The organism is Streptomyces sp. NPDC047981 (assembly GCF_040653315.1).
In the GTDB taxonomy this organism is placed as follows: Bacteria; Actinomycetota; Actinomycetes; order Streptomycetales; family Streptomycetaceae; genus Streptomyces.
On the sequence record NZ_JBEZNQ010000058.1, the window covers coordinates 1 to 20,117 of the forward strand.

At 72.3% G+C, this 20,117-nt stretch carries 16 protein-coding genes; 8 read left to right on the forward strand and 8 right to left on the reverse strand.

What is annotated here, in order from left to right; all coding sequences use genetic code 11:
* Nucleotides 1–151: 151 nt before the first annotated feature.
* Nucleotides 152–1,144, reverse strand: coding sequence for a 5-dehydro-2-deoxygluconokinase (gene iolC, locus AB0E14_RS28310; protein WP_362424073.1), 993 nt, complete (start codon nucleotides 1,142–1,144; stop codon nucleotides 152–154).
* Nucleotides 1,145–1,485: 341 nt separating this feature from the next.
* On the opposite strand from iolC, the gene AB0E14_RS28315 reads away from it, so the two are divergent.
* Nucleotides 1,486–2,394, forward strand: coding sequence for a sugar phosphate isomerase/epimerase (locus AB0E14_RS28315; RefSeq protein ID WP_362424076.1), 909 nt, complete (start codon nucleotides 1,486–1,488; stop codon nucleotides 2,392–2,394).
* A gap of 248 nt (nucleotides 2,395–2,642) precedes the next feature.
* A complete protein-coding gene (locus tag AB0E14_RS28320; RefSeq protein WP_362424079.1) occupies nucleotides 2,643–2,840 on the forward strand; it encodes a MerR family transcriptional regulator in 198 nt (65 codons plus the stop codon).
* Nucleotides 2,841–2,935: 95 nt separating this feature from the next.
* On the opposite strand, the gene AB0E14_RS28325 is transcribed toward AB0E14_RS28320, so the two are convergent.
* Complete coding sequence (locus tag AB0E14_RS28325; RefSeq protein WP_362424177.1) at nucleotides 2,936–5,113, reverse strand: MMPL family transporter; 2,178 nt, start codon at nucleotides 5,111–5,113, stop codon at nucleotides 2,936–2,938.
* A 283-nt stretch (nucleotides 5,114–5,396) separates the two neighbouring features.
* On the opposite strand from AB0E14_RS28325, the gene AB0E14_RS28330 reads away from it, so the two are divergent.
* Nucleotides 5,397–6,056, forward strand: a complete 660-nt coding sequence (locus AB0E14_RS28330; RefSeq protein WP_362424082.1) for a TetR/AcrR family transcriptional regulator — start codon at nucleotides 5,397–5,399, stop codon at nucleotides 6,054–6,056.
* Here AB0E14_RS28330 and AB0E14_RS28335 read toward each other — a convergent pair.
* Entirely contained in the window at nucleotides 6,034–7,248 is a 1,215-nt protein-coding gene (locus tag AB0E14_RS28335) for a cation:proton antiporter (protein ID WP_362424085.1), read from the reverse strand. The genes AB0E14_RS28330 and AB0E14_RS28335 overlap by 23 nt on opposite strands.
* 136 nt (nucleotides 7,249–7,384) lie before the next feature.
* Between AB0E14_RS28335 and AB0E14_RS28340 the strand changes: the two genes are divergently transcribed.
* Both AB0E14_RS28340 and AB0E14_RS28345 read left to right on the forward strand, forming a co-directional pair.
* Nucleotides 7,385–7,618 (forward strand): cation transporter, encoded by a 234-nt coding sequence (locus AB0E14_RS28340; protein ID WP_362424088.1) that lies wholly within the window; start codon nucleotides 7,385–7,387, stop codon nucleotides 7,616–7,618.
* Between the two features lie 209 nt (nucleotides 7,619–7,827).
* Complete coding sequence (locus AB0E14_RS28345; RefSeq protein WP_362424091.1) at nucleotides 7,828–10,062, forward strand: heavy metal translocating P-type ATPase; 2,235 nt, start codon at nucleotides 7,828–7,830, stop codon at nucleotides 10,060–10,062.
* Between the two features lie 387 nt (nucleotides 10,063–10,449).
* Here AB0E14_RS28345 and AB0E14_RS28350 read toward each other — a convergent pair whose 3' ends face one another.
* Nucleotides 10,450–11,739: a citrate synthase gene (locus tag AB0E14_RS28350; protein ID WP_362424094.1), complete on the reverse strand. Its 1,290-nt coding sequence runs from the start codon at nucleotides 11,737–11,739 to the stop codon at nucleotides 10,450–10,452.
* A gap of 179 nt (nucleotides 11,740–11,918) precedes the next feature.
* Nucleotides 11,919–14,144 (reverse strand): ATP-dependent RecD-like DNA helicase, encoded by a 2,226-nt coding sequence (locus AB0E14_RS28355; RefSeq protein WP_362424097.1) that lies wholly within the window; start codon nucleotides 14,142–14,144, stop codon nucleotides 11,919–11,921.
* A gap of 118 nt (nucleotides 14,145–14,262) precedes the next feature.
* On the opposite strand from AB0E14_RS28355, the gene AB0E14_RS28360 reads away from it, so the two are divergent.
* Together AB0E14_RS28360 and AB0E14_RS28365 are read left to right on the forward strand one after the other, a co-directional pair.
* Entirely contained in the window at nucleotides 14,263–15,048 is a 786-nt protein-coding gene (locus AB0E14_RS28360) for an alpha/beta hydrolase (RefSeq protein ID WP_362424101.1), read from the forward strand.
* A gap of 10 nt (nucleotides 15,049–15,058) precedes the next feature.
* Nucleotides 15,059–15,544: a DUF937 domain-containing protein gene (locus AB0E14_RS28365; protein ID WP_362424104.1), complete on the forward strand. Its 486-nt coding sequence runs from the start codon at nucleotides 15,059–15,061 to the stop codon at nucleotides 15,542–15,544.
* Between the two features lie 221 nt (nucleotides 15,545–15,765).
* Here AB0E14_RS28365 and AB0E14_RS28370 read toward each other — a convergent pair whose 3' ends face one another.
* From AB0E14_RS28370 to AB0E14_RS28380, 3 genes are read right to left on the reverse strand one after another with little or no spacing between them, the layout of a single operon-like run.
* Nucleotides 15,766–16,545 (reverse strand): sugar phosphate isomerase/epimerase family protein, encoded by a 780-nt coding sequence (locus tag AB0E14_RS28370; protein ID WP_362424107.1) that lies wholly within the window; start codon nucleotides 16,543–16,545, stop codon nucleotides 15,766–15,768.
* 29 nt (nucleotides 16,546–16,574) lie between these two features.
* Nucleotides 16,575–17,726: a dihydrodipicolinate synthase family protein gene (locus AB0E14_RS28375; protein WP_362424110.1), complete on the reverse strand. Its 1,152-nt coding sequence runs from the start codon at nucleotides 17,724–17,726 to the stop codon at nucleotides 16,575–16,577.
* Nucleotides 17,723–18,874 carry a Gfo/Idh/MocA family oxidoreductase gene (locus tag AB0E14_RS28380; RefSeq protein ID WP_362424113.1) on the reverse strand — a complete coding sequence of 384 codons (1,152 nt, stop codon included), beginning with the start codon at nucleotides 18,872–18,874 and terminating at the stop codon, nucleotides 17,723–17,725. The genes AB0E14_RS28375 and AB0E14_RS28380 overlap by 4 nt, the downstream gene beginning before the upstream one ends.
* A 166-nt stretch (nucleotides 18,875–19,040) precedes the next feature.
* On the opposite strand from AB0E14_RS28380, the gene AB0E14_RS28385 reads away from it, so the two are divergent.
* Nucleotides 19,041–20,087 carry a LacI family DNA-binding transcriptional regulator gene (locus tag AB0E14_RS28385; RefSeq protein ID WP_362424116.1) on the forward strand — a complete coding sequence of 349 codons (1,047 nt, stop codon included), beginning with the start codon at nucleotides 19,041–19,043 and terminating at the stop codon, nucleotides 20,085–20,087.
* Nucleotides 20,088–20,117 lie beyond the last annotated feature (30 nt).

The window sequence follows — 20,117 nt, forward strand, 5'->3', positions numbered from 1 at the left end:
GACGCCGGGGCGCCCGGGGCGCCTTGGGGCGGCGTCGGTGGGGTGGGCGGTGGCGATGCGGGCGGCGGTGGGGTGGGCGGCGGTGGGGCTTTGGGGCCGCCGGCGCGGCGGTGGGCCGCCCGGGTGCGCCAACCGTCGGCGGGGTGGCGGGTCATGGGGTGCGCTCCGGGAGCGTGCCGGTTCCGGTGGCGAGGGCCAGGTCGATCTCGTCGGCGTAGGGCATCGCCGGGGAGCAGGCGAGGCGGCCCGCGACGATGGCACCCGCCGCGTTGGCCCGGCGCAGGGTGCGGTCCAGGTCCCAGCCGGCGAGCAGCCCGTCGCAGAGCGCCCCGCCGAACGCGTCGCCCGCGCCGAGGCCGTTGACCACCTCGACCGGCAGCGGCGCTACCTCCGCGCTCTCTCCGTCGGCGGTCAGCGCGAGGACGCCCTTGGGGCCCTGCTTGACGACCGCGATCCGCACTCCGGCGGCGAGCAGCGCGCGGGCCGCCGCGTGGGGCTCGCGCTCGCCCGTCGCGACCTCGCACTCGTCCAGGTTCCCCACGGCGACGGTGGCGCCGCGCAGGGCCTCCCGGTAGAGGGGGCCCGCCTCGTCCGGGTCGGGCCAGAGCGCGGGGCGCCAGTCCAGGTCGAGGAAGGTCAGGTCGCCGGTGCCCGCCTCGCCGCGCTCCCGCAGCGCGCCGAGCGTCGCCGCGCGGCTCGGCTCGACGCTCAGCCCGGTGCCGGTCACCCAGAACGCCCGGGCCGCCCGGATCGCCCCGAGGTCCAGCTCCTCCGGGCGGATCTCCAGGTCCGGCGCCCGGGGCCGCCGGTAGAAGTGGATCGGGAAGTCGTCGGGCGGGAAGATCTCGCAGAAGGTGAGCGGGGTCGGGTACGCCGGCACGGGCGTCACCCAGCGGTCGTCGACCCCGAACCCGCGCAGCTCCGCGTGCAGATACGCGCCGAACGGGTCCGCCCCGGTCCGGCTGACCAGCGCCGTCCGCCGGCCGAGCCGGGCCGCCGCGACGGCCACGTTCGCGGGCGAACCGCCGAGGAACTTCCCGAAGGTCTCCGCCCGGGCGAGCGGGACGCCGACCTGGAGCGGATAGAGGTCCACCCCGAGACGCCCCATCGTGATCAGCTCGTACGGCTCCGGCTCCGCATCCACGCGCGCCACCTCTCACGTCGGCCACCTAGGCCCTCTCATTTGGATCATGCCGGGCTCGCGGGCCCTGGCACCGCGCCTCGCCGCGTTGTCGTCGGTCCCCAACGCTCCGCGTTGACTCCCTCCTCCGCCTTGCGATCCGTCCCCTAGGCCCAGAGGGCCTGGGGAGACCCCATGCACCAGACCCCGCTCCCTGATCCGGCCTGATCCAAACGACAGGCCCTACGCCCCTCACCCAGGTCTAGTCGTCCGTCCCGAACCCTGTCAACGCTATGTCCTTACATTCGGACGAGCGCCTCGGCGCGTCTTGACGCGCCGTTCCGGGCGCGGTCAAGGTGGCTCACATGACGAAGCCGTCGCCGCTGTCCCGCATCCGTATCGGCTCCGCCCCCGACTCCTGGGGCGTCTGGTTCCCCGACGATCCCCGGCAGGTCCCCTGGCAGCGCTTCCTCGACGAGGTCGCCGACGCCGGGTACGCCTGGATCGAACTCGGCCCGTACGGCTATCTGCCCACCGATCCGGCCGTCCTGGCCGAGGAGACGGGCCGCCGGGGCCTGCGGGTCTCGGCGGGCACGGTCTTCACCGGGCTGCACCACGGCCCCTCCGTCTGGGAGAGGACCTGGGCCCATGTCGCGGACAACGCGGCGCTCGCGCGGGCGATGGGCGCCGAGCACCTGGTCGTCATCCCGTCCTTCTGGCGTGACGACAAGACGGGCGAGGTCCTGGAGGACCGCACGCTCACTCCCGAACAGTGGCGCGATCTCACCGGTCTGACCGAGCGTCTGGGCCGCGAGGTACGGGACCGCTTCGGGCTGCGGATCGTCGTCCACCCGCACGCGGACACGCACATCGACAGCGAGGAGAACGTGGCCCGGTTCCTGGACGCGACCGACCCGGAGCTGGTCTCCCTCTGTTTGGACACCGGGCACTACGCGTACTGCGGCGGCGACAGCGTCAAGCTGATCGAGACGTACGGCGAGCGCATCGGCTATCTCCACCTCAAGCAGGTCGACCCGGAGATCCTCGCCGGGGTGGTCGCCGACGGGGTGCCGTTCGGGCCGGCCGTGGCCCGGGGCGTGATGTGCGAGCCGCCCTCGGGGGTGCCCGCCCTAGAACCGGTCCTGGCGGCGGCCCAGGCGCTCGACGTGGACCTCTTCGCCATCGTCGAGCAGGACATGTACCCGTGCGAGCCCGACAAGCCGTATCCGATCGCGGTCCGCACCCGCCGCTTCCTGCGCTCGTGCGGAGCGTAGGAGGCTCCGGAGCGCCGCGCGCCACGCCGATGTGACCATGCGCCACTTACGTCACATCCGTCCTCCTGTCGTCACACATATCTCCATTACGCGGGCTTTACGTCACAGCCGCTCGACAGGCGCTCCCCTCCCGTTGGAAGGGGTCGTTGCAAGGGGCACAGGCTGGGTGATCGCCAGCGTCCGCCCCGCAGCTCCCCCGAACGGCACCCCCGCCGCGCCGCTGCGAGGCGGGCAGGGAGGTGCCGCACATGACGGACAGAAGGCTCTGGTCCTACAAGGACATCGCCGCGCACATCAAGGTGCAGCCGGACACCGTCCGCTCCTACCGGAAGCACGGCCTGCTGCCGCCGCCCGACCACGTCGAGTCGGGCAAGCCCTACTGGTACGCGGACACGATCCGCTCCTGGGTGGCCAACCGCCCCGGCAACCGCAACCGCCGCGACTGACCCCGCACCGCCGTCGGCCCCGCACCGCCGCACGGTCCCACCGGCACCTGGGGTGTCGGCGGGACCGGCCGTCCGGCACGGCGCGGTTCCGGGGGTCAGCCCCCGACGGGTTCCTTGTCCCGTTCGGGTATCGGAGTGGAGGGCGGCGTCGGCTTCGGGGCGTCGCTCTCGCTGATGCCGAAGCGGGCGTGGAAGCGGCGCAGCGCGGGCGGGGACCACCAGGTCAGTCGGCCGGTCAGTTTCATGACCGCGGGGACGAGCAGGCTGCGGACCACCATCGCGTCCATCAGGACGGCGAGCGCGACCCCGAGTCCCAGCATCTTGGTGTTGGTCACCCGGGAGGTGCCGATGGCCACCATGACGACGGCGAGGATCACGGCGGCCGCGGTGATGAGGCCGCCGGTGCGGCTCAGTCCGAAGCGGACCGCGTGGTCGTGGTCGCCCGTCGCGTCGTACTCCTCCTTGATGCGGGAGAGCAGGAACACGCCGTAGTCCATGGAGAGTCCGAAGGCGACGCAGAACATCAGCACCGGCAGGTTCGTCTCGATGTCGCCGGTCGGTGTGAAGCCGAGCAGCCCCGACAGATGGCCGTCCTGGAAGACCCAGACCACCGCGCCGAACATCGCCGTGAGGCTGAGGGCGTTGAGGACGACGGCCTGGATCGGGATCACCACGCTGCCGGTCAGCAGGAAGACCAGGACCAGGGTGACGACCACGATGATCGCCAGCGCCCAGGGCAGCCGGTCGCCGATGGCGTCCTTGGAGTCGACGAGGACGGCGGCCTGGCCGGTCACCGAGGTGTCGAACGGGGCCGGCGCGGCGCGCAGTTCGCCCACCACCCGCTGGGCGGTCTCGCCGACGCCCTCACCCTCGGGCACCACCGTGAAGTACGCGTGGTTCGCGGCGCCGCCGCCCGTGCCGGCGGTCACCGGTCCGTCCACCCGGACGATCCCTTCGAGGGCCTGGATCCGCTCGCGGTACCCGGCGTAGGCCTCCGGGGTGGCGGCGCCCTCGGCGAGGACGGTGAGCCCGCCGCCTGGGTTGCCGGGGAAGCCCGCGCGCAGTTCGTCCTGGACCACCCGGGACTCGGCGGTGGTGGGCAGCTGGCGGTCGTCGACCGTACCGAACTTCACGCCGAGGAAGGGCAGTCCGAGGAGGATCAGACCGGTGGCCGTGGCCACGGCGAACACCGGCGCCCGCCGCATCACCAGCGCCGCCGTGCGCGCCCAGCCCGTCCCCGCCTCGGCGGCCTCGGACTTCGGTCCTGTCGCGCCGCGGCGGCGGAACAGGCGGCGCAGGTCGAGCGCGTTGACCCGGTCGCCGAGCAGCAGCAGCGCGGCGGGCAGCAGGGTCAACGCGGCCGCCGCGGCGAGCAGCACGACCGCTATGCCCGCGTAGGCGAAGGAGCGCAGGAAGTACTGCGGGAAGACGAGCATCGCGGCGAGCGAGACGGCCACGGTGAGCGCCGAGAAGAGGACCGTCCGGCCGGCGGTGCGCAGCGTGGTGCCGATCGCGGTCAGGGGGTCGGCCCCGGTCCCCAGTTCCTCGCGGAAGCGGCGGACCACGAACAGGGCGTAGTCGATGGCGAGTCCGAGCCCCAGCGCGGTGGTGAGGTTCTGGGCGAAGACGGAGACGTCGGTGAACTCCGTGATGCCGCGCAGCACCGCGTTGGTCCCCAGGATGGCCACGATGCCGATCCCGAGCGGCAGCACGGCCGCGACGGCGCTGCCGAAGACCATGACGAGCAGGACGAGCGTCACGGGCAGGGCGATCAGCTCGGCCCGCAGCAGGTCCTCCTGGATGACCGTCTGGATCTCGTGCTGCACGGCCAGCGACCCGCCGAGGGAGACCTCGACCGGCCCGTGCGTGCCCCGGTACTCCGGGGCGATCCGCTCCAGGATCTCGCCGGCCGCCTTGTCGTCGCCCTCGACGCGGGCGGCGATCACGGCCTGCCGGCCGTCCTCCGAGCGCAGGGCCGGGGCCCCGGTCCCCCAGTAGGAGCCGATGCCGCTCACCCCCTGCTCGGCGTCGAGCCGCTCGGCGAGCCGACGGGCCTCGGCGGCCACGGCCGGATCGTCGACCCGGCGCTCCCCCGCGTCCACGAGCAGCAGCAGGTTGGGCTGGGAGGCGGGGAACTCCCGCTCCAGGACCTGCGTCGCGTACGTGGATTCGGCGTCCGGGTCCTCCCAGCCGCCGCTGCCCATCCGGTCGGCGACGCCGCCGCCCGCGAGCACGGCCAGTGCGGTGATCACGAGCGCGACCAGCAGGGACATGCGCGGCCTGGCCGTCACGAACCGGGTCCACCCCCCGCCCGGTGAACCACCCGGCGCACCGCCCGGTGAACCACCCCGCGGACCGCCCTGGGCGGTCGCTGCGTTCTTGACTTCGGCCATGACGCGGTGTCCCCTTCACCTGACCCATGCGCTCCGTTCCCCGGCAGGCCGCATGGGTCGACCATTGCCATAAAATGGCAAACACGAGCGACCGCTCGCGTTTCTCAAGAATGCGAGCGACCACTCGCGTTTGTCAATCGCGTCGAGGAGGCTGTGGACAGCCATGTCCGAGGAACCCAGGCCGCGCCGCCGCCAGGCCCGTGGCGAGCGCCGCATCGCGCAGCTGCTCCAGGCCGCCGCGAACGTCTTCTGCACCAGCGGCTACACCGCGGCCAGCACCAATGCCATCGCCCGCGAGGCGCACGTCTCGCCGGGCACGCTCTACCAGTACTTCCCGAACAAGGAGGCCATCGCGATCGAGCTCGGCGACCGCCTCATGCACGAGATGCGGGAGGCCCACGGCCAGGCCTTCTCGGCGGAGAACCTCGCGCTGCCGCTGCCCGAGATGCTCGACGCCGTCGTCGACCCGATGATCGAGTTCAACTGCCAGAACCCGGCCTTCCTCGCCCTGATGCACGGCTCCGACGTCCCCGGCCGGATCGCCGAGGAGCACGACGCCCTGCACGTCTCCCTGCTCGCCCGCATCCGGGACCTGCTGGGGGTCTACATCCCCGGCATGCCGGAGGCGGAGCGCGCCCTCGTCGCCGACATGACCTTCGCCGTCTTCAAGGGCGGCCTCGCCCTGGTCCTCGCCGCGCCCGAGGGTCCGGAGCGGGACGCGACCTCCGCCGAGCTGAAGCGGGTGCTCTTCCGCTACCTCGACCCGCTCGTCGGCTCCGCCCTCGCCCCCAAGCAGGCTCTCACCACGACTCCGACCCCCTGATCGCCTCCTTCGGCAGGGCCTTCTCGCCGGCCCCCGCCCGGATCTTCAGGGCGATGAGCGGGAAGACCAGGACCGAGACCATGCCGGCCCCCACCAGCGCCGCGGCCTCGCCCTCCGACAGGGCCTTGTCGTCCACGCCGATGGTGGTGATCGCGACGACGAGCGGCAGCGCCGTGGACTCGTAGAGCACCAGCGCGCCGCGCTCCTTGCGGGCCAGGTCCTGGGGGGCCAGGAACCAGACCGGGCCGCCGCGCACCACGAGGAAGAGCAGCAGGAAGAGCGGCAGCAGGAGCAGCGTGCGGCCGCCGTCGAGGAGCGAGGCCAGGTCGAACTCGATACCGGTGACGACGAAGAACACCGGCACAAGGAAGCCGAAGCCGACCGCCTCCACCTTCTCCAGGATCGCGGGACCCGCCTCCGGCGCGGCCCCGGCCAGGACGAGCCGGGTGATCATCCCGGCGGCGAACGCGCCGAGCAGCACGTCGAGCCCGAGCGCCTGCGAGGCGCCCAGCATCAGCGCGAGCAGCAGGAAGACGAAGCGGACCGCGAACTGGGCGCTGCTGTGCAGGGTCTTGCGGATGACCGACGAGAACCACGGCGGACTCGGCCGCAGCGCCCAGAAGACGGCCCCCGCCGTGAGGGCGGCGAAGACGGCGAGGAGCGCCGTCGACTCGGCCGCGCCGCGGCCACTGAGGAGCAGGGCCATCGCGATGATCGGCCCGAACTCCCCCACCGCGCCGAAGGCCATCACCACCGAGCCGAACCGGCCCTGCAGATCCCCCGCGTCGCGCAGCACCGGCAGCACCGTGCCGAGCGCGGTGCTGGTGAGCGCGACACCGATGAAGACGCCGTTGTGGAACCCGTCCCCGAGGAGCAGGCCGGCCCCGAGGCCGAGCGCCAGGGCGATCAGCCACGCCCACACCGAGCGCGTGAGGGTGTCACCCCGCACCTTCCCGAACTCGATCTCGTACCCCGCGAGGAAGATCAGCATCGCGAGGCCGAGCTGGGAGAGTCCGTCGATGAGGGCGTCCGTGTGCGCCCAGCCGAGGACGTCGGGGCCGATGAGGATGCCGAGCAGGATCTCGAAGATGACGAGCGGGACGGGCAGCCTGCGGCCCACCGCGTAGGCGAGGAGCGGCGCCAGGACGGCGATCGACATGATCAGGATCAGAGTGGTCCCCGAATGCGACATATCGGGTATCTACCATAGAGTCACCCGCCCGGACGGGGCGTGACCGGTACTCGACTGGAAGCCATACCCCCTAGGGGTATAAACTATGGTTCTGTACGAGTCCGCACCAGCACGACCTCTCGAAGAGGAGACCGTCATGACCGCCGAGACGACGACCGAACTCACCACCGTGTACCAGGTCAAGGGGATGACCTGCGGGCACTGCGAGGGCGCGGTCTCCAGCGAGATCTCCGAGATCGCCGGGGTCTCCTCCGTCAAGGCCGTGGCCTCCACCGGCCAGGTCACCGTGGTCTCCGCGGCCGCCCTCGACGTGGAGGCCGTCCGCGCCGCCGTCGACGAGGCCGGCTACGAGCTGGTCGACCAGGCCTGAGGCCGAACGGCACCTGGCCCGGCAGCACGTCCGAGGCCGGACGGCCCTCAGCCCGACACCAGGCCTGAGGCCAGGTCGGCCCTTGGCCCCGCGCCAGGCCTGAGACCGGGAAAACCCCGGCCCCACACCTGGCCGGGACCGACTCACGCACCACCCGCGCAGGGCCGTACCGTTACGTGGTACGGCCCTGCTCCCCTTTGGATCCGCACATGACTCCGAGCCCCGCGCCCGCCACGCAGACGACCGAGCATGTCACCGAGCTCGTCATCGGCGGGATGACCTGCGCCTCCTGCGCCGCCCGCGTCGAGAAGAAGCTCAACCGGATGGAAGGCGTCACGGCCACCGTCAACTACGCGACGGAGAAGGCGCGGATCGCACACACTCCGGAGACGGCGGTCGCCGACCTGATCGCGACCGTCGTCAGGACCGGCTACACCGCCGAGGAACCCGCGCCGCCGGACCCGGCCCCCGAGCCGTCGGACACCCCGACGGAGGACCCCGAACTCGCCGCGCTCCGGCACCGGCTGACCGTCTCGGCCGTCCTGTCCGCCCCGGTCGTCCTGCTCGCCATGGTCCCGGCCCTCCAGTTCGACAACTGGCAGTGGCTCTCCCTGACCCTCGCCTCGCCGGTCGTCGTCTGGGGCGGGCTGCCGTTCCACCGGGCCGCCTGGACCAATCTGCGGCACGGCGCCGCGACCATGGACACCCTCGTCTCCGTCGGCACGCTGGCCGCCTTCGGCTGGTCCCTGTGGGCGCTGTTCTTCGGAGACGCCGGCATGCCCGGCATGCGCCACGGCTTCGACCTCACCGTCGACCGCGCCGCCGGCGCCTCCGCCATCTACCTGGAGGTCGCGGCCGGGGTCACCACCTTCATCCTCCTCGGCCGCTATCTGGAGGCCCGCGCCAAGCGGAAGGCCGGCTCGGCGCTGCGCGCCCTGATGCGGCTCGGTGCCAAGGACGTGGCGGTCCTGAGGGGCAGTACGGAGGTACGGGTCCCGGTGGCCGAGCTGCGGACCGGCGACCGCTTCGTCGTCCGCCCCGGCGAGAAGATCGCCACCGACGGGACGGTGGTCGAGGGTGCCTCCGCCGTGGACGCCTCGCTGCTCACCGGCGAGTCCGTACCGGCCGACGTGACCGCCGGCGACCCGGTCACCGGCGGCTGCCTCAACACCTCGGGACGCCTCGTCGTCGAGGCGACCCGGGTCGGCGCCGACACCCAGCTGGCCCGGATGGCCAAGCTGGTCGAGGACGCCCAGAACGGCAAGGCAGAGGTGCAGCGGCTCGCCGACCGGATCTCCGCCGTCTTCGTGCCCGTCGTCCTCTACATCGCCCTCGCCACCCTGCTGACCTGGCTGTTCGTGGTCGAGGACACCACCGGCGCGTTCACCGCCGCCGTCGCCGTACTGATCATCGCCTGCCCCTGCGCGCTCGGCCTCGCCACGCCGACCGCGCTGATGGTCGGCACCGGGCGCGGCGCGCAGCTCGGCATCCTGATCAAGGGCCCCGAGGTCCTGGAGTCCACCCGGCGCGTCGACACGGTCGTCCTGGACAAGACCGGCACGGTCACGACGGGCCGGATGCGGCTGACGAAGGTGTACGCGTACGAGGGCGTGGACGAGGCGGAGCTGCTGCGGCTCGCGGGCGCCCTGGAGCACGCCTCCGAGCACCCGGTGGCCCGGGCGGTCGCGGCGGGCGCCGCCGAGAAGCTCGGCGAGCTGCCCGCGCCGACGGCTTTCGCGAACGTGCCCGGTCTCGGGGTGCGCGGCACCGTCGACGGGCACGCCGTCCTGGTGGGCCGCCCGGCCCTCCTGGAGGCCGAGGGCGTCGAGGGCGTTCCGGAGGTGGCCGAACCGGGGGCCGTGCTTGTCGCCTGGGACGGGCGGGCGCGCGGGGAGCTGACGGTCGCCGACGCCGTGAAGGAGACCAGCGCGGAGGCGGTCACGCGGCTGCGGGCCCTCGGCCTGACGCCGGTGCTGCTGACCGGGGACGGGCGGGCCGTGGCCGAGACGGTGGCGGCCGAGGTCGGCATCGACGCGGACCGGGTCTTCGCCGAGGTCCTGCCCGAGGAGAAGGTCGAGGTGGTCCGCCGCCTCCAGGCGGAGGGCCGGACGGTCGCGATGGTCGGGGACGGTGTAAACGACGCCGCCGCGCTGGCCACCGCCGATCTGGGCCTGGCGATGGGCACCGGGACGGACGCCGCGATCGAGGCGAGCGACCTGACGCTGGTCCGCGGGGACCTGCGGGTGGCGGCGGACGCCATCCGGCTCGCCCGCCGGACCCTGGCCACGATCAAGGGAAACCTGGGATGGGCCTTCGGTTACAACGTGGCGACGCTCCCGTTGGCCGCTCTCGGCCTGCTGAACCCGATGATCGCCGGTTTGGCCATGGCCTTTTCGTCCGTCTTTGTCGTGACAAACAGCCTGCGACTTCGGCGCTTCACGTGAATTCACCTACACGTGACGCACAGGACCTTCACAAAGAGACCTAGATCACAGATATTTGGGGGTAACCATTCGGGCCGTTCGCGAGTCTAAGTGGGCGATGCCAAGAACGTCTTGGGGGACGTTCATGGGATGTCTTGGGGGACGTCCCAGGCAGCAGCGTTGGCCGGGGCACGTGCACCGGGGAGCTTTGAGCGGCCCTCCCGTACGTACGTACCCCGGCAGACCGCCGCAGACCCGCGTAGCTTCTGCTGAACCCGGCAGACGCCCGGCCCGGATCCCGTGGGGGGAATCCGCACCGGGGATATGGAAAGCGCCCCGCTCGTCGACCCGTGGGGGGATCGACAGCGGGGCGCTTTTCGTTGCGCGGGAGAGCCTGCGGCCCGAGGCTCAGCGGCTCTCGACCGGGACGAAGTCGCGCAGGACCTCGCCGGTGTAGATCTGGCGCGGGCGGCCGATGCGGGAGCCCGGCTCCTTGATCATCTCGTGCCACTGGGCGATCCAGCCCGGAAGGCGGCCGAGCGCGAAGAGCACGGTGAACATCTCGGTCGGGAAGCCCATCGCGCGGTAGATGAGGCCCGTGTAGAAGTCCACGTTCGGGTAGAGGTTGCGCGAGACGAAGTAGTCGTCGGAGAGCGCGTGCTCCTCCAGCTTGAGCGCGATGTCCAGCAGCTCGTCGGACTTGCCGAGCGCGGAGAGGACGTCGTGCGCCGCCGCCTTGATGATCTTGGCGCGCGGGTCGAAGGACTTGTACACCCGGTGGCCGAAGCCCATCAGGCGGACGCCGTCCTCCTTGTTCTTCACCTTGTTGATGAAGGAGTCGACGTCGCCGCCGTTGGCCTTGATGCCCTCGAGCATCTCCAGGACCGACTGGTTGGCGCCACCGTGCAGCGGGCCCCAGAGGGCCGAGATGCCGGCGGAGATCGACGCGAACATGTTCGCCTGGCTCGAACCGACCAGACGGACGGTGGAGGTCGAACAGTTCTGCTCGTGGTCCGCGTGCAGGATCAGGAGCTTGTCGAGCGCCGAGACCACGACCGGGTCCAGCTCGTACTCCTGGGCCGGGACCGAGAAGGTCATGCGCAGGAAGTTCTCGACGTACCCGAGGTCGTTGCGCGGGTAGACGAAGGGGTGACCGATCGACTTCTTGTAGGCGTAGGCCGCGATCGTCGGCAGCTTGGCGAGCAGCCGGATCGTCGAGAGGTGACGCTGCGTCTCGTCGAACGGGTTGTGGCTGTCCTGGTAGAACGTGGACAGCGCGGAGACCACCGAGGAGAGCATCGCCATCGGGTGGGCGTCACGCGGGAAGCCCTGGAAGAAGCGCTTGACGTCCTCGTGCAGCAGCGTGTGCTGGGTGATCTCGTTCTGGAAGGACGCCAGCTCGTCGACCTTGGGAAGCTCACCGTTGATCAGCAGGGAGGCCACCTCGAGGAAGGTGGACTGCTCCGCCAGCTGCTCGATGGGGTAGCCGCGGTACCGCAGAATGCCCTGCTCGCCATCGAGGTAGGTGATGGCGGATTTATAGGCGGCGGTGTTGCCGTATCCGCTGTCCAGGGTGACCAGACCGGTCTGGGCTCGGAGCTTCCCGATGTCGAAGCCCTTGTCACCGACGGTGCTCTCGACCACCGGGTAGGTGTATTCACCGTCCGCGTACCGCAGTACTACAGAGTTGTCGCTCACGTCATCCCTCACCGACGTAGTGCCTCTTCTTCGAGGTGCCCTGACTGTCTCTACCATCCCCCATTTGGCTCAGGAGAGTGCACTCGGGGTCGACCATTGGGCCAATTGGCGGCACTCAGTGCCGTCAACCTGCTCATCTTGCCCCCTTCGCCCCGCTTCCGGAAGTCCGGGGTCCCCTTTCACCTGGCTGCCGAGAGCCGGTGGGCCAGTGCGGTGAAGCGTCTGCCTGCGGAAACCGTGCGCACGGCCTGGGCGATCGCCTTGCGCGAACCGACCAGGACGACGAGCTTCCGCGCCCGGGTGACGGCCGTGTAGAGCAGGTTCCGCTGGAGCATCATCCACGCGCTGGTGGTGACGGGGATCACGACCGCCGGGTACTCGCTGCCCTGCGAGCGGTGGATCGTGACGGCGTAGGCGTGGGCCAGTTCGTCCAGCTCGTCGAAGTCGTACGGCACCTCCTCGTCCTCGTCCGTGCGGACCGTCAGGCGCTGTTCGACGGTGTCGAGCGCGGTCACGACGCCGACCGTGCCGTTGAAGACGCCGTTCTCCCCCTTCTCGTAGTTGTTGCGGATCTGGGTGACCTTGTCGCCGACGCGGAAGACCCGGCCGCCGAAACGCTTCTCGGGGACGTCGGGTCGGGCGGGTGTGACGGCCTGCTGGAGCAGCCCGTTGAGCGCGCCCGCGCCGGCCGGGCCCCGGTGCATGGGCGCCAGGACCTGCACGTCCCGGCGCGGATCCAGGCCGAACTTGGCGGGAAGTCGCCGGGCCGCGACCTCGACGGTGACCCGGGCGGCGTCCTCGGTCTCGTCCTCCACGAAGAGGAAGAAGTCCGGCAGCCCGGTGGTGACGGGCGCCTGCCCGGCGTTGATGCGGTGGGCGTTGGTGACCACCCCGGACTGCTGGGCCTGGCGGAAGATCCGCGTCAGCCGGACGGCCGGCACCGGGCTCTCGGGCGCCAGCAGGTCACCCAGCACCTCCCCCGCGCCGACCGAGGGCAGCTGGTCCACGTCCCCGACGAGGAGGAGGTGGGCACCGGGTGCCACCGCCTTGACCAGCTTGTTGGCGAGGAGCAGGTCGAGCATGGACGCCTCGTCGACGACGACCAGGTCCGCGTCGAGCGGCCGGTCCCGGTCGTAGGCCGCGTCCCCGCCGGGCTTCAGCTCCAGGAGGCGGTGGACGGTGGAGGCCTCGGCGCCGGTCAGCTCGGCCAGGCGCTTGGCGGCCCGGCCGGTGGGCGCGGCGAGCACGACCTTGGCCCGCTTGGCCCGGGCCAGCTCAACGATCGAGCGGACCGTGAACGACTTGCCGCACCCCGGGCCGCCGGTGAGCACGGCGACCTTACGGGTCAGGGCGAGCCGCACCGCCTCCTCCTGCTCGGGCGCGAGGGAGGCCCCCGTGCGGTCGGCGAGCCAGGCGAGCGCCTTGTCCCAGGCGACGTCCTGGAAGCCGGGCATACGGTCCTCCTCGGCACGCAGCAGCCGGCGGACCTGCCCGGCGAGGGACAGCTCGGCGCGGTGGAACGGCACCAGGTACACGGCCGTGACGGGCTCCCCCTCGGGGCCCGGCACCGACTCCCGTACGACCCCTTCCGGATCCGCCGCGAGGTCGGCGAGGCACTCGATGACGAGCCCGGTGTCGACCTGGAGCAGCTTCACCGCGTCGGCGATGAGCCGCTCCTCGGGCAGGAAGCAGTGGCCCTGGTCGCTGGACTGCGACAGGGCGTGCTGCAGCCCGGCCCTGACCCGGTCGGGGCTGTCGTGCGGGATGCCGACGGCCTGGGCGATCCGGTCGGCGGTGAGGAAGCCGATGCCCCAGACATCGGCGGCGAGCCGGTAGGGCTGGTTGCGGACGACGGAGATCGAGGCGTCCGCGTACTTCTTGTAGATCCGCACGGCGATGGAGGTGGAGACGCCGACGCCCTGGAGGAAGACCATGACCTCCTTGATGGCCTTCTGCTCCTCCCACGCGGCCGTGATGTTCTTCGTCCGCTTGGGGCCGAGGCCCGGCACCTCGATCAGACGCGCGGGCGCCGCCTCGAGGATGTCGAGGGTGTCCAGGCCGAAGTGCCGGGTGATGCGGTCGGCGAAGACGGGACCGATGCCCTTGACGAGCCCGGAGCCGAGATAGCGACGGATGCCCTGGATGGTGGCGGGCAGCACCGTCGTGTAGTTCTCGCACGTGAACTGTCTGCCGTACTGCGGATGGGAGCCCCAACGCCCCTCCATCCGCAGCGACTCCCCCGGCTGGGCCCCGAGCAGCGCCCCGACGACCGTGAGGAGATCGCCGCCACCGCGCCCGGTGTCGACGCGGGCGACCGTGTACCCGCTCTCCTCGTTGGCGTACGTGATCCGCTCCAGCACCCCTTCGACCACCGCGTGACCGTGGCCCCGACCCTCGTTGGACATGGACCGACGGTAGCGAAGGGCTCGGACATCGGGGGCGGGCGGCCGGGAGCCTGTGGACATCCCGGCGGCACTGGTTAGGCTCGTCCCTCCGACGATCTTGCACGAAGGGGAGAAGGCCGTGCGCAGTGCCGCCGTGACGCCCGCGGGTGACCGCATCCGCTGGGTCGAGCTGCCGGGGCGGGAACCGGTGCGGGTGTACGTGCACGGGCTCGGCGCCACCTCGCCCGCGTACTTCACGGAGGTCGCGGTCCATCCGCTGCTCGCCGGGCACCGCTCGCTCCTCGTCGACCTGATGGGGCACGGCCACAGCGACCGGCCGACGGATTTCGACTACACCCTGGAGTCCCACGCGGACGCCCTCGCCGCGGCGCTGGCCTCGGCGGACGTCACGGGCGCCGAGCTGATCGCGCACAGCATGGGCGGCTCGGTGGCGATCGTCCTGGCGGCCCGTCATCCGCACCTGGTCTCCCGTCTGGTCCTGGTCGACGCGAACCTCGACCCGATCCCGCCCGGCTCCGCCGCCGGCAGCAGCGGCCTCGCCTCGTACTCCGAGGAGGAGTTCCTGGCGGGCGGCTGGGCGGAGGTCCGCGACCGGGCCAGCGCGCACTGGTGGTCCACGATGCGGCTGACGGGCCGGGAGGCCCTGCACCGCAGCGCGGTCCACCTCACGCGCGGCACCGTGCCCACGATGCGCGAGCTGCTGCTCGGGCTCGACATCCCGCGCGCCTACCTGTGGCCCGAGGCCGACGGGTTCCTCCCGGGCGCCGACGCGCTCGCCGCGTCGGGGGTGTCGGTCGTCGCCGTTCGCGACTGCGGGCACAACATCATGCTGGACAACCCGGAGGCCTTCGTCCGCGCGTGCGCGGCGGAACTCCGAGGTGCCGAGCGGCCGGACGAACCGTAGCGTTTCCGGCATGACTGATGAATCGTTCCAGGACGACGTGCTGCACGAGCTGGGCGACGACCGTCTCCAGGAGATCGCCGCGCTGATCGGCACGGACGCGGCCGGAGCGCAGGAGGTCGTGGGCGACTCGGTGTCCGCGCTCGACGGAGAGCTGCGGCAGGCGGCGTCCGAGCCGAGCAGCGCGGACGAGGTACGGCAGGCCTTCGAGGAGGTCGCCTCCGCCGAGCCGCCGCTCCAGGGCGTGGCGGGCTTCGGCGGCCTGGTGAGCGGCGGCCTGCTGGCCGGGGTGCTCGGCAGGCTCGCGAAGCCCGCGGCCACCGCGGTCGCCAAGCGGACGGGCATCCCCGCGGCGACGGTCTCCCGCGCGATCGAGCTGCTCGTCCCCGTGGTCCTCGCCGTGATCACCAAGCGCGCGGCGAGCAGGAAGACGGGCGCGGGCGGCACGGCGGGAGGCGCGGGCGGCCTGGGCGACATCCTGGGCGGGCCCGCGAAGTAGCCCAGGGCGGGCCCGTGGGTCGACCCGTGGACAGCCCTCGCCCCGCATGCCTCTCCGGCCGACGCGCGCACCGGCGCCCACTCGGGCCGACGCGCGCCCGGTGGCGTACGCGGGCCGACGCGCGCCCGCCTCCCCGGGAGGCCCTTCGGCCGTCGGCACCAGCAGGTCGGCCCGAGAAGGCGAGCCTGGAAGGTCGGCCCCACCAGGTCCGCCCGAGAAGGTCAGCCCACCTCTCGTACGAAGTCGGCCACCGTCTCCTCCAGGACCTCCACGCCGTCCCGGGCCCACAGCTCGTCGTTGAAGAGCTCCACCTCGATGGGGCCCGTGTACCCGGCCTCCTCGACGAGGGCGCGCCACCACCGGAGGTCGATCGCGCCGTCGCCCAGCCGGCCCCGGCCGGTGAGGACGCCGGCCGGCAAGGGGGTCGTCCAGTCGGCCAGTTGGAAGGCGTGGACGCGGCCCGCCGCGCCCGCGCGGGCGACCGCCGCCGGGGCCCGGTCGTCCCACCAGACGTGGTACGTGTCGACGACCACGCCCACCTGCGAGGCGGGGAAGGGCTCGGCGATCTCCAGGGCCTGGTCCAGGGTGGAGACCGCGCAGCGGTCCGCCGCGTACATCGGGTGGAGGGGCTCGATGGCGAGCCGGACGCCCCGCTCCCCCGCGTACGGCGCGAGTTCGGCGACGGCCTCCCCGATCCTGGCGCGGGCGGCCACCAGGTCGCGGCTGCCCGGGGCGAGGCCGCCGGAGACCAGGACCAGGGTGTCCGTGCCGAGGGTGGCCGCCTCGTCGATCGCGGCGCGGTTGTCGTCCAGCGAGTCCGCCGTCGTGAAGAAGCCGCCCCGGCAGAGCGAGGTGACCGTCAGGCCCGCGTCGCGGACCAGCTTCGCCGCCGCTTCCAGTCCGTACTCCGCGACCGGCTCCCGCCACAGGCCGACGCCCGGGACACCGAGCCGCACGCAGTGCTCCACCAGTTCCGGCAGGGACAGTTGCTTCACGGTCATCTGGTTGATGCTGAAACGCGAAAGCAGGCTCACCGCTCGACTCCGTACACCGCCAGAAGGGACCTCATCCTCGACTCCGCCAGCTCCGCATCGGGGAACAGGCCGAGCCCGTCGGCCAGTTCGTACGCCCGGGCCAGGTGCGGCAGCGAGCGCGCCGACTGCAGGCCTCCGAGCATCGTGAAGTGGTCCTGGTGGCCCGCGAGCCAGGCCAGGAACACGACTCCCGTCTTGTAGAAGCGGGTCGGCGCCTCGAAGAGGTGCCGGGACAGCTCCACGGTCGGATCGAGCAGCTCCCGGAACCCCTTCGCGTCGCCCGTGTCCAGGATCCGCACGGCCTCCGCCGCCAGCGGACCCAGCGGGTCGAAGATGCCGAGCAGCGCGTGGCTGAAGCCCTGGTCGTCGCCCGCGATCAGCTCGGGGTAGTGGAAGTCGTCGCCCGTGTAGCAGCGCACACCCTGCGGGAGGCGGCGGCGCAGCTCGACCTCGCGCCGGGCGTCCAGGAGGGAGACCTTGATGCCGTCGACCTTGTCCGGGTGGGCGGCGATGACCTCCAGGAAGGTGTCGGTCGCCGTGTCGAGGTCGGCCGAGCCCCAGTACCCGCCGAGCGCCGGGTCGAACATCGGGCCGAGCCAGTGCAGGATCACCGGCTCGGCGGCCTGGCGGAGCAGGTGGGTGTACGTCTCCAGGTACTCCTCCGGCCCCCGGGCCGCCGCCGCGAGGGCGCGCGAGGCCATCAGGATCGGCTGGGCGCCCGCGTCCTCGACGAGGGCGAGCTGCTCCTCGTACGCCGTCCTGATCGCCACCAGGTCCGCGGGCCCGGTCAGTTGGTCCGTGCCCACACCGCAGGCGATCCGGCCGCCGACCGCCTTCGCCTCGGCCGCCGAGCGGCGGATGAGTTCGGCCGCGCCCGCCCAGTCGAGGCCCATCCCGCGCTGGGCGGTGTCCATGGCCTCCGCGACGCCCAGGCCGTGCGACCAGAGGTGGCGCCGGAAGGCGAGGGTGGCGTCCCAGTCGACGGCGGCCGGGCCGTCGGGGGTGGTGTCGGCGTACGGGTCGGCGACGACATGGGCCGCGGAGAAGACCGTACGGGAGGTCAGGGCGCCGCCCCCGGGAGCCGGGGTGCGGGCGGGGCGTGGGAGGTACTCCCGCATCCCGCCGGACGCGTCGGGCAGCCGGATCACAGGTGGACCTCCGGGACGTCGAGGCGGACGCCCTCGGCCGAGGAGCGCAGCCCCAGCTCGGCGAGCTGTACGCCGCGCGCGCCCGCGAGCAGGTCCCAGTGGTACGGCTCGTCGAGGACCACATGGCGCAGGAACAGCTCCCACTGCGCCTTGAAGCCGTTGTCGAACGCGGCGTTGTCCGGGACCTCCTGCCACTGCTCCCGGAAGGGCTCGGTCGCCGGGATGTCCGGGTTCCAGACCGGCTTCGGGGTGGCCGAGCGGTGCTGGACGCGGCAGTTGCGCAGCCCGGCGACGGCCGAGCCGTGGGTGCCGTCCACCTGGAACTCCACCAGTTCGTCGCGGTTGACGCGGACCGTCCAGGAGGAGTTGATCTGGGCGACCGCGCCGCCCTCCAGCTGGAAGATGCCGTACGCGGCGTCGTCGGCGGTCGCGGCGTAGGGCTTGCCCTCCTCGTCCCAGCGCTCCGGTACGTGCGTGGCGACGTGCGCGGTGACGCTCGTGACCCGGCCGAAGAGCTCGTGAAGGACGTACTCCCAGTGCGGGAACATGTCGACGACGATGCCGCCGCCGTCCTCGGTGCGGTAGTTCCAGCTGGGGCGCTGGGCGTCCTGCCAGTCGCCCTCGAACACCCAGTAGCCGAACTCGCCGCGCACGGAGAGGATCCGGCCGAAGAAGCCGCCGTCGATCAGGCGCTTCAGCTTGAGCAGGCCCGGCAGGAAGATCTTGTCCTGGACGACGCCGTGCTTGACGCCCTTCTCGGTGGCGAGCCGGGCCAGTTCGAGGGCGCCCGCGAGGTCACCGGCGGTGGGCTTCTCGGTGTAGACGTGCTTGCCGGCGGCGACGGCCTTGCGGATGGCCTCGACGCGGGCGGAGGTGACCTGGGCGTCGAAGTAGATCTCCACGGAGTCGTCGGCGAGGACGGCGTCCAGGTCGGTGGACCACTCGGTGAGGCCGTGCCGCTCGGCGAGCGCGCGCAGGGCGTGCTCGCGCCGGCCGACGAGGACGGGTTCCGGCCAGAGGGTCGTGCCGTCGCCGAGGTCGAGGCCGCCCTGCTCGCGCAGGGCGAGGATCGAGCGGACGAGGTGCTGGCGGTATCCCATGCGTCCGGTGACGCCGTTCATGGCGATACGGACCGTCCTGCGTGTCACGAAGGTGCCTCCATCACGTACACAAGCTCTAACAGAAAGCGCTTTCTACGAACGGAGACGCTAGCCTGCCGACAACACACCGGACAAGGGGTCCGCCGGACTCGTCTCGACGCCCCCGACCCGGCTCTCGACCCGGCTCCCGCCCGCGTTTTTCCGGAGGTACGCGATGACCGTCACGCTGTCGGATGTGGCCGCGCGTGCCCAGGTGTCCCCCGCCACCGTCTCCCGCGTCCTGAACGGCAACTACCCGGTCGCCGCCTCCACCCGGGAGCGGGTGCTGCGGGCCGTGGACGAGCTGGACTACGTCCTGAACGGGCCGGCGAGCTCGCTGGCCGCCGCCACCTCGGACCTGATCGGCATCCTCGTCAACGACATCGCCGACCCCTTCTTCGGGATCATGGCGGGCGCGGCGCAGAACGCGATCGGCGAAGGGGCGCCGGGCCGGGCGGGTGGCGAGAAGCTGGCCGTCGTCTGCAACACCGGCGGCTCCCCGGAGCGCGAGCTCACCTACCTGACGCTGCTCCAGCGGCAGCGTGCCGCCGCCGTGATCATGACGGGCGGGGCGCTGGAGGACCCGGACCATGTGGCGGCGGTGTCGACGAAGCTCGCGAAGCTGACGGACGCCGGGACCCGGATCGTGCTGTGCGGCCGGCCGCCGGTGGCGGGGGACGCGAGCGTCGCGGCGCTGACCTTCGACAACCGGGCGGGTGCGCGGCGGCTCACGGAGCACCTGCTCTCGCTGGGCCACCAGCGGATCGGGTACGTGGCGGGGCCCGCGGACCGGACGACGACCCGGCACCGCCTGGAGGGCCACCGGGACGCGCTGGCGGCGGCCGGGCTGCCCGAGGGACCGGTGGTGCACGGCCCGTACGACCGCCGCTCCGGCTACGACGCGACGCTCGAACTCCTGCGCAGGGAGCCGGAGTTGACGGCGGTCCTGGCAGCCAACGACACGGTCGCGCTGGGCGCGTGCGCGGCGCTGCGGGACCGGGGTCTGCGGATTCCGGAAGACGTCTCGGTGGCGGGCTTCGACGACCTGCCGTTCTCGATCGACGCGGTCCCGGCCCTGACGACCGTACGTCTCCCGCTCCACGAGGCGGGCGCCCGCGCGGGCCGGCTCGCGGTGGGCACGGAGGAGCCCCCGCCGGGCGGCGTGACGACGATCCCGGCAGAACTCCTGGTCCGGGCATCGACGGCCCGGCCGCGGGGGTGACGGGGGCCGACGCGGGGTGACATGTGCGGC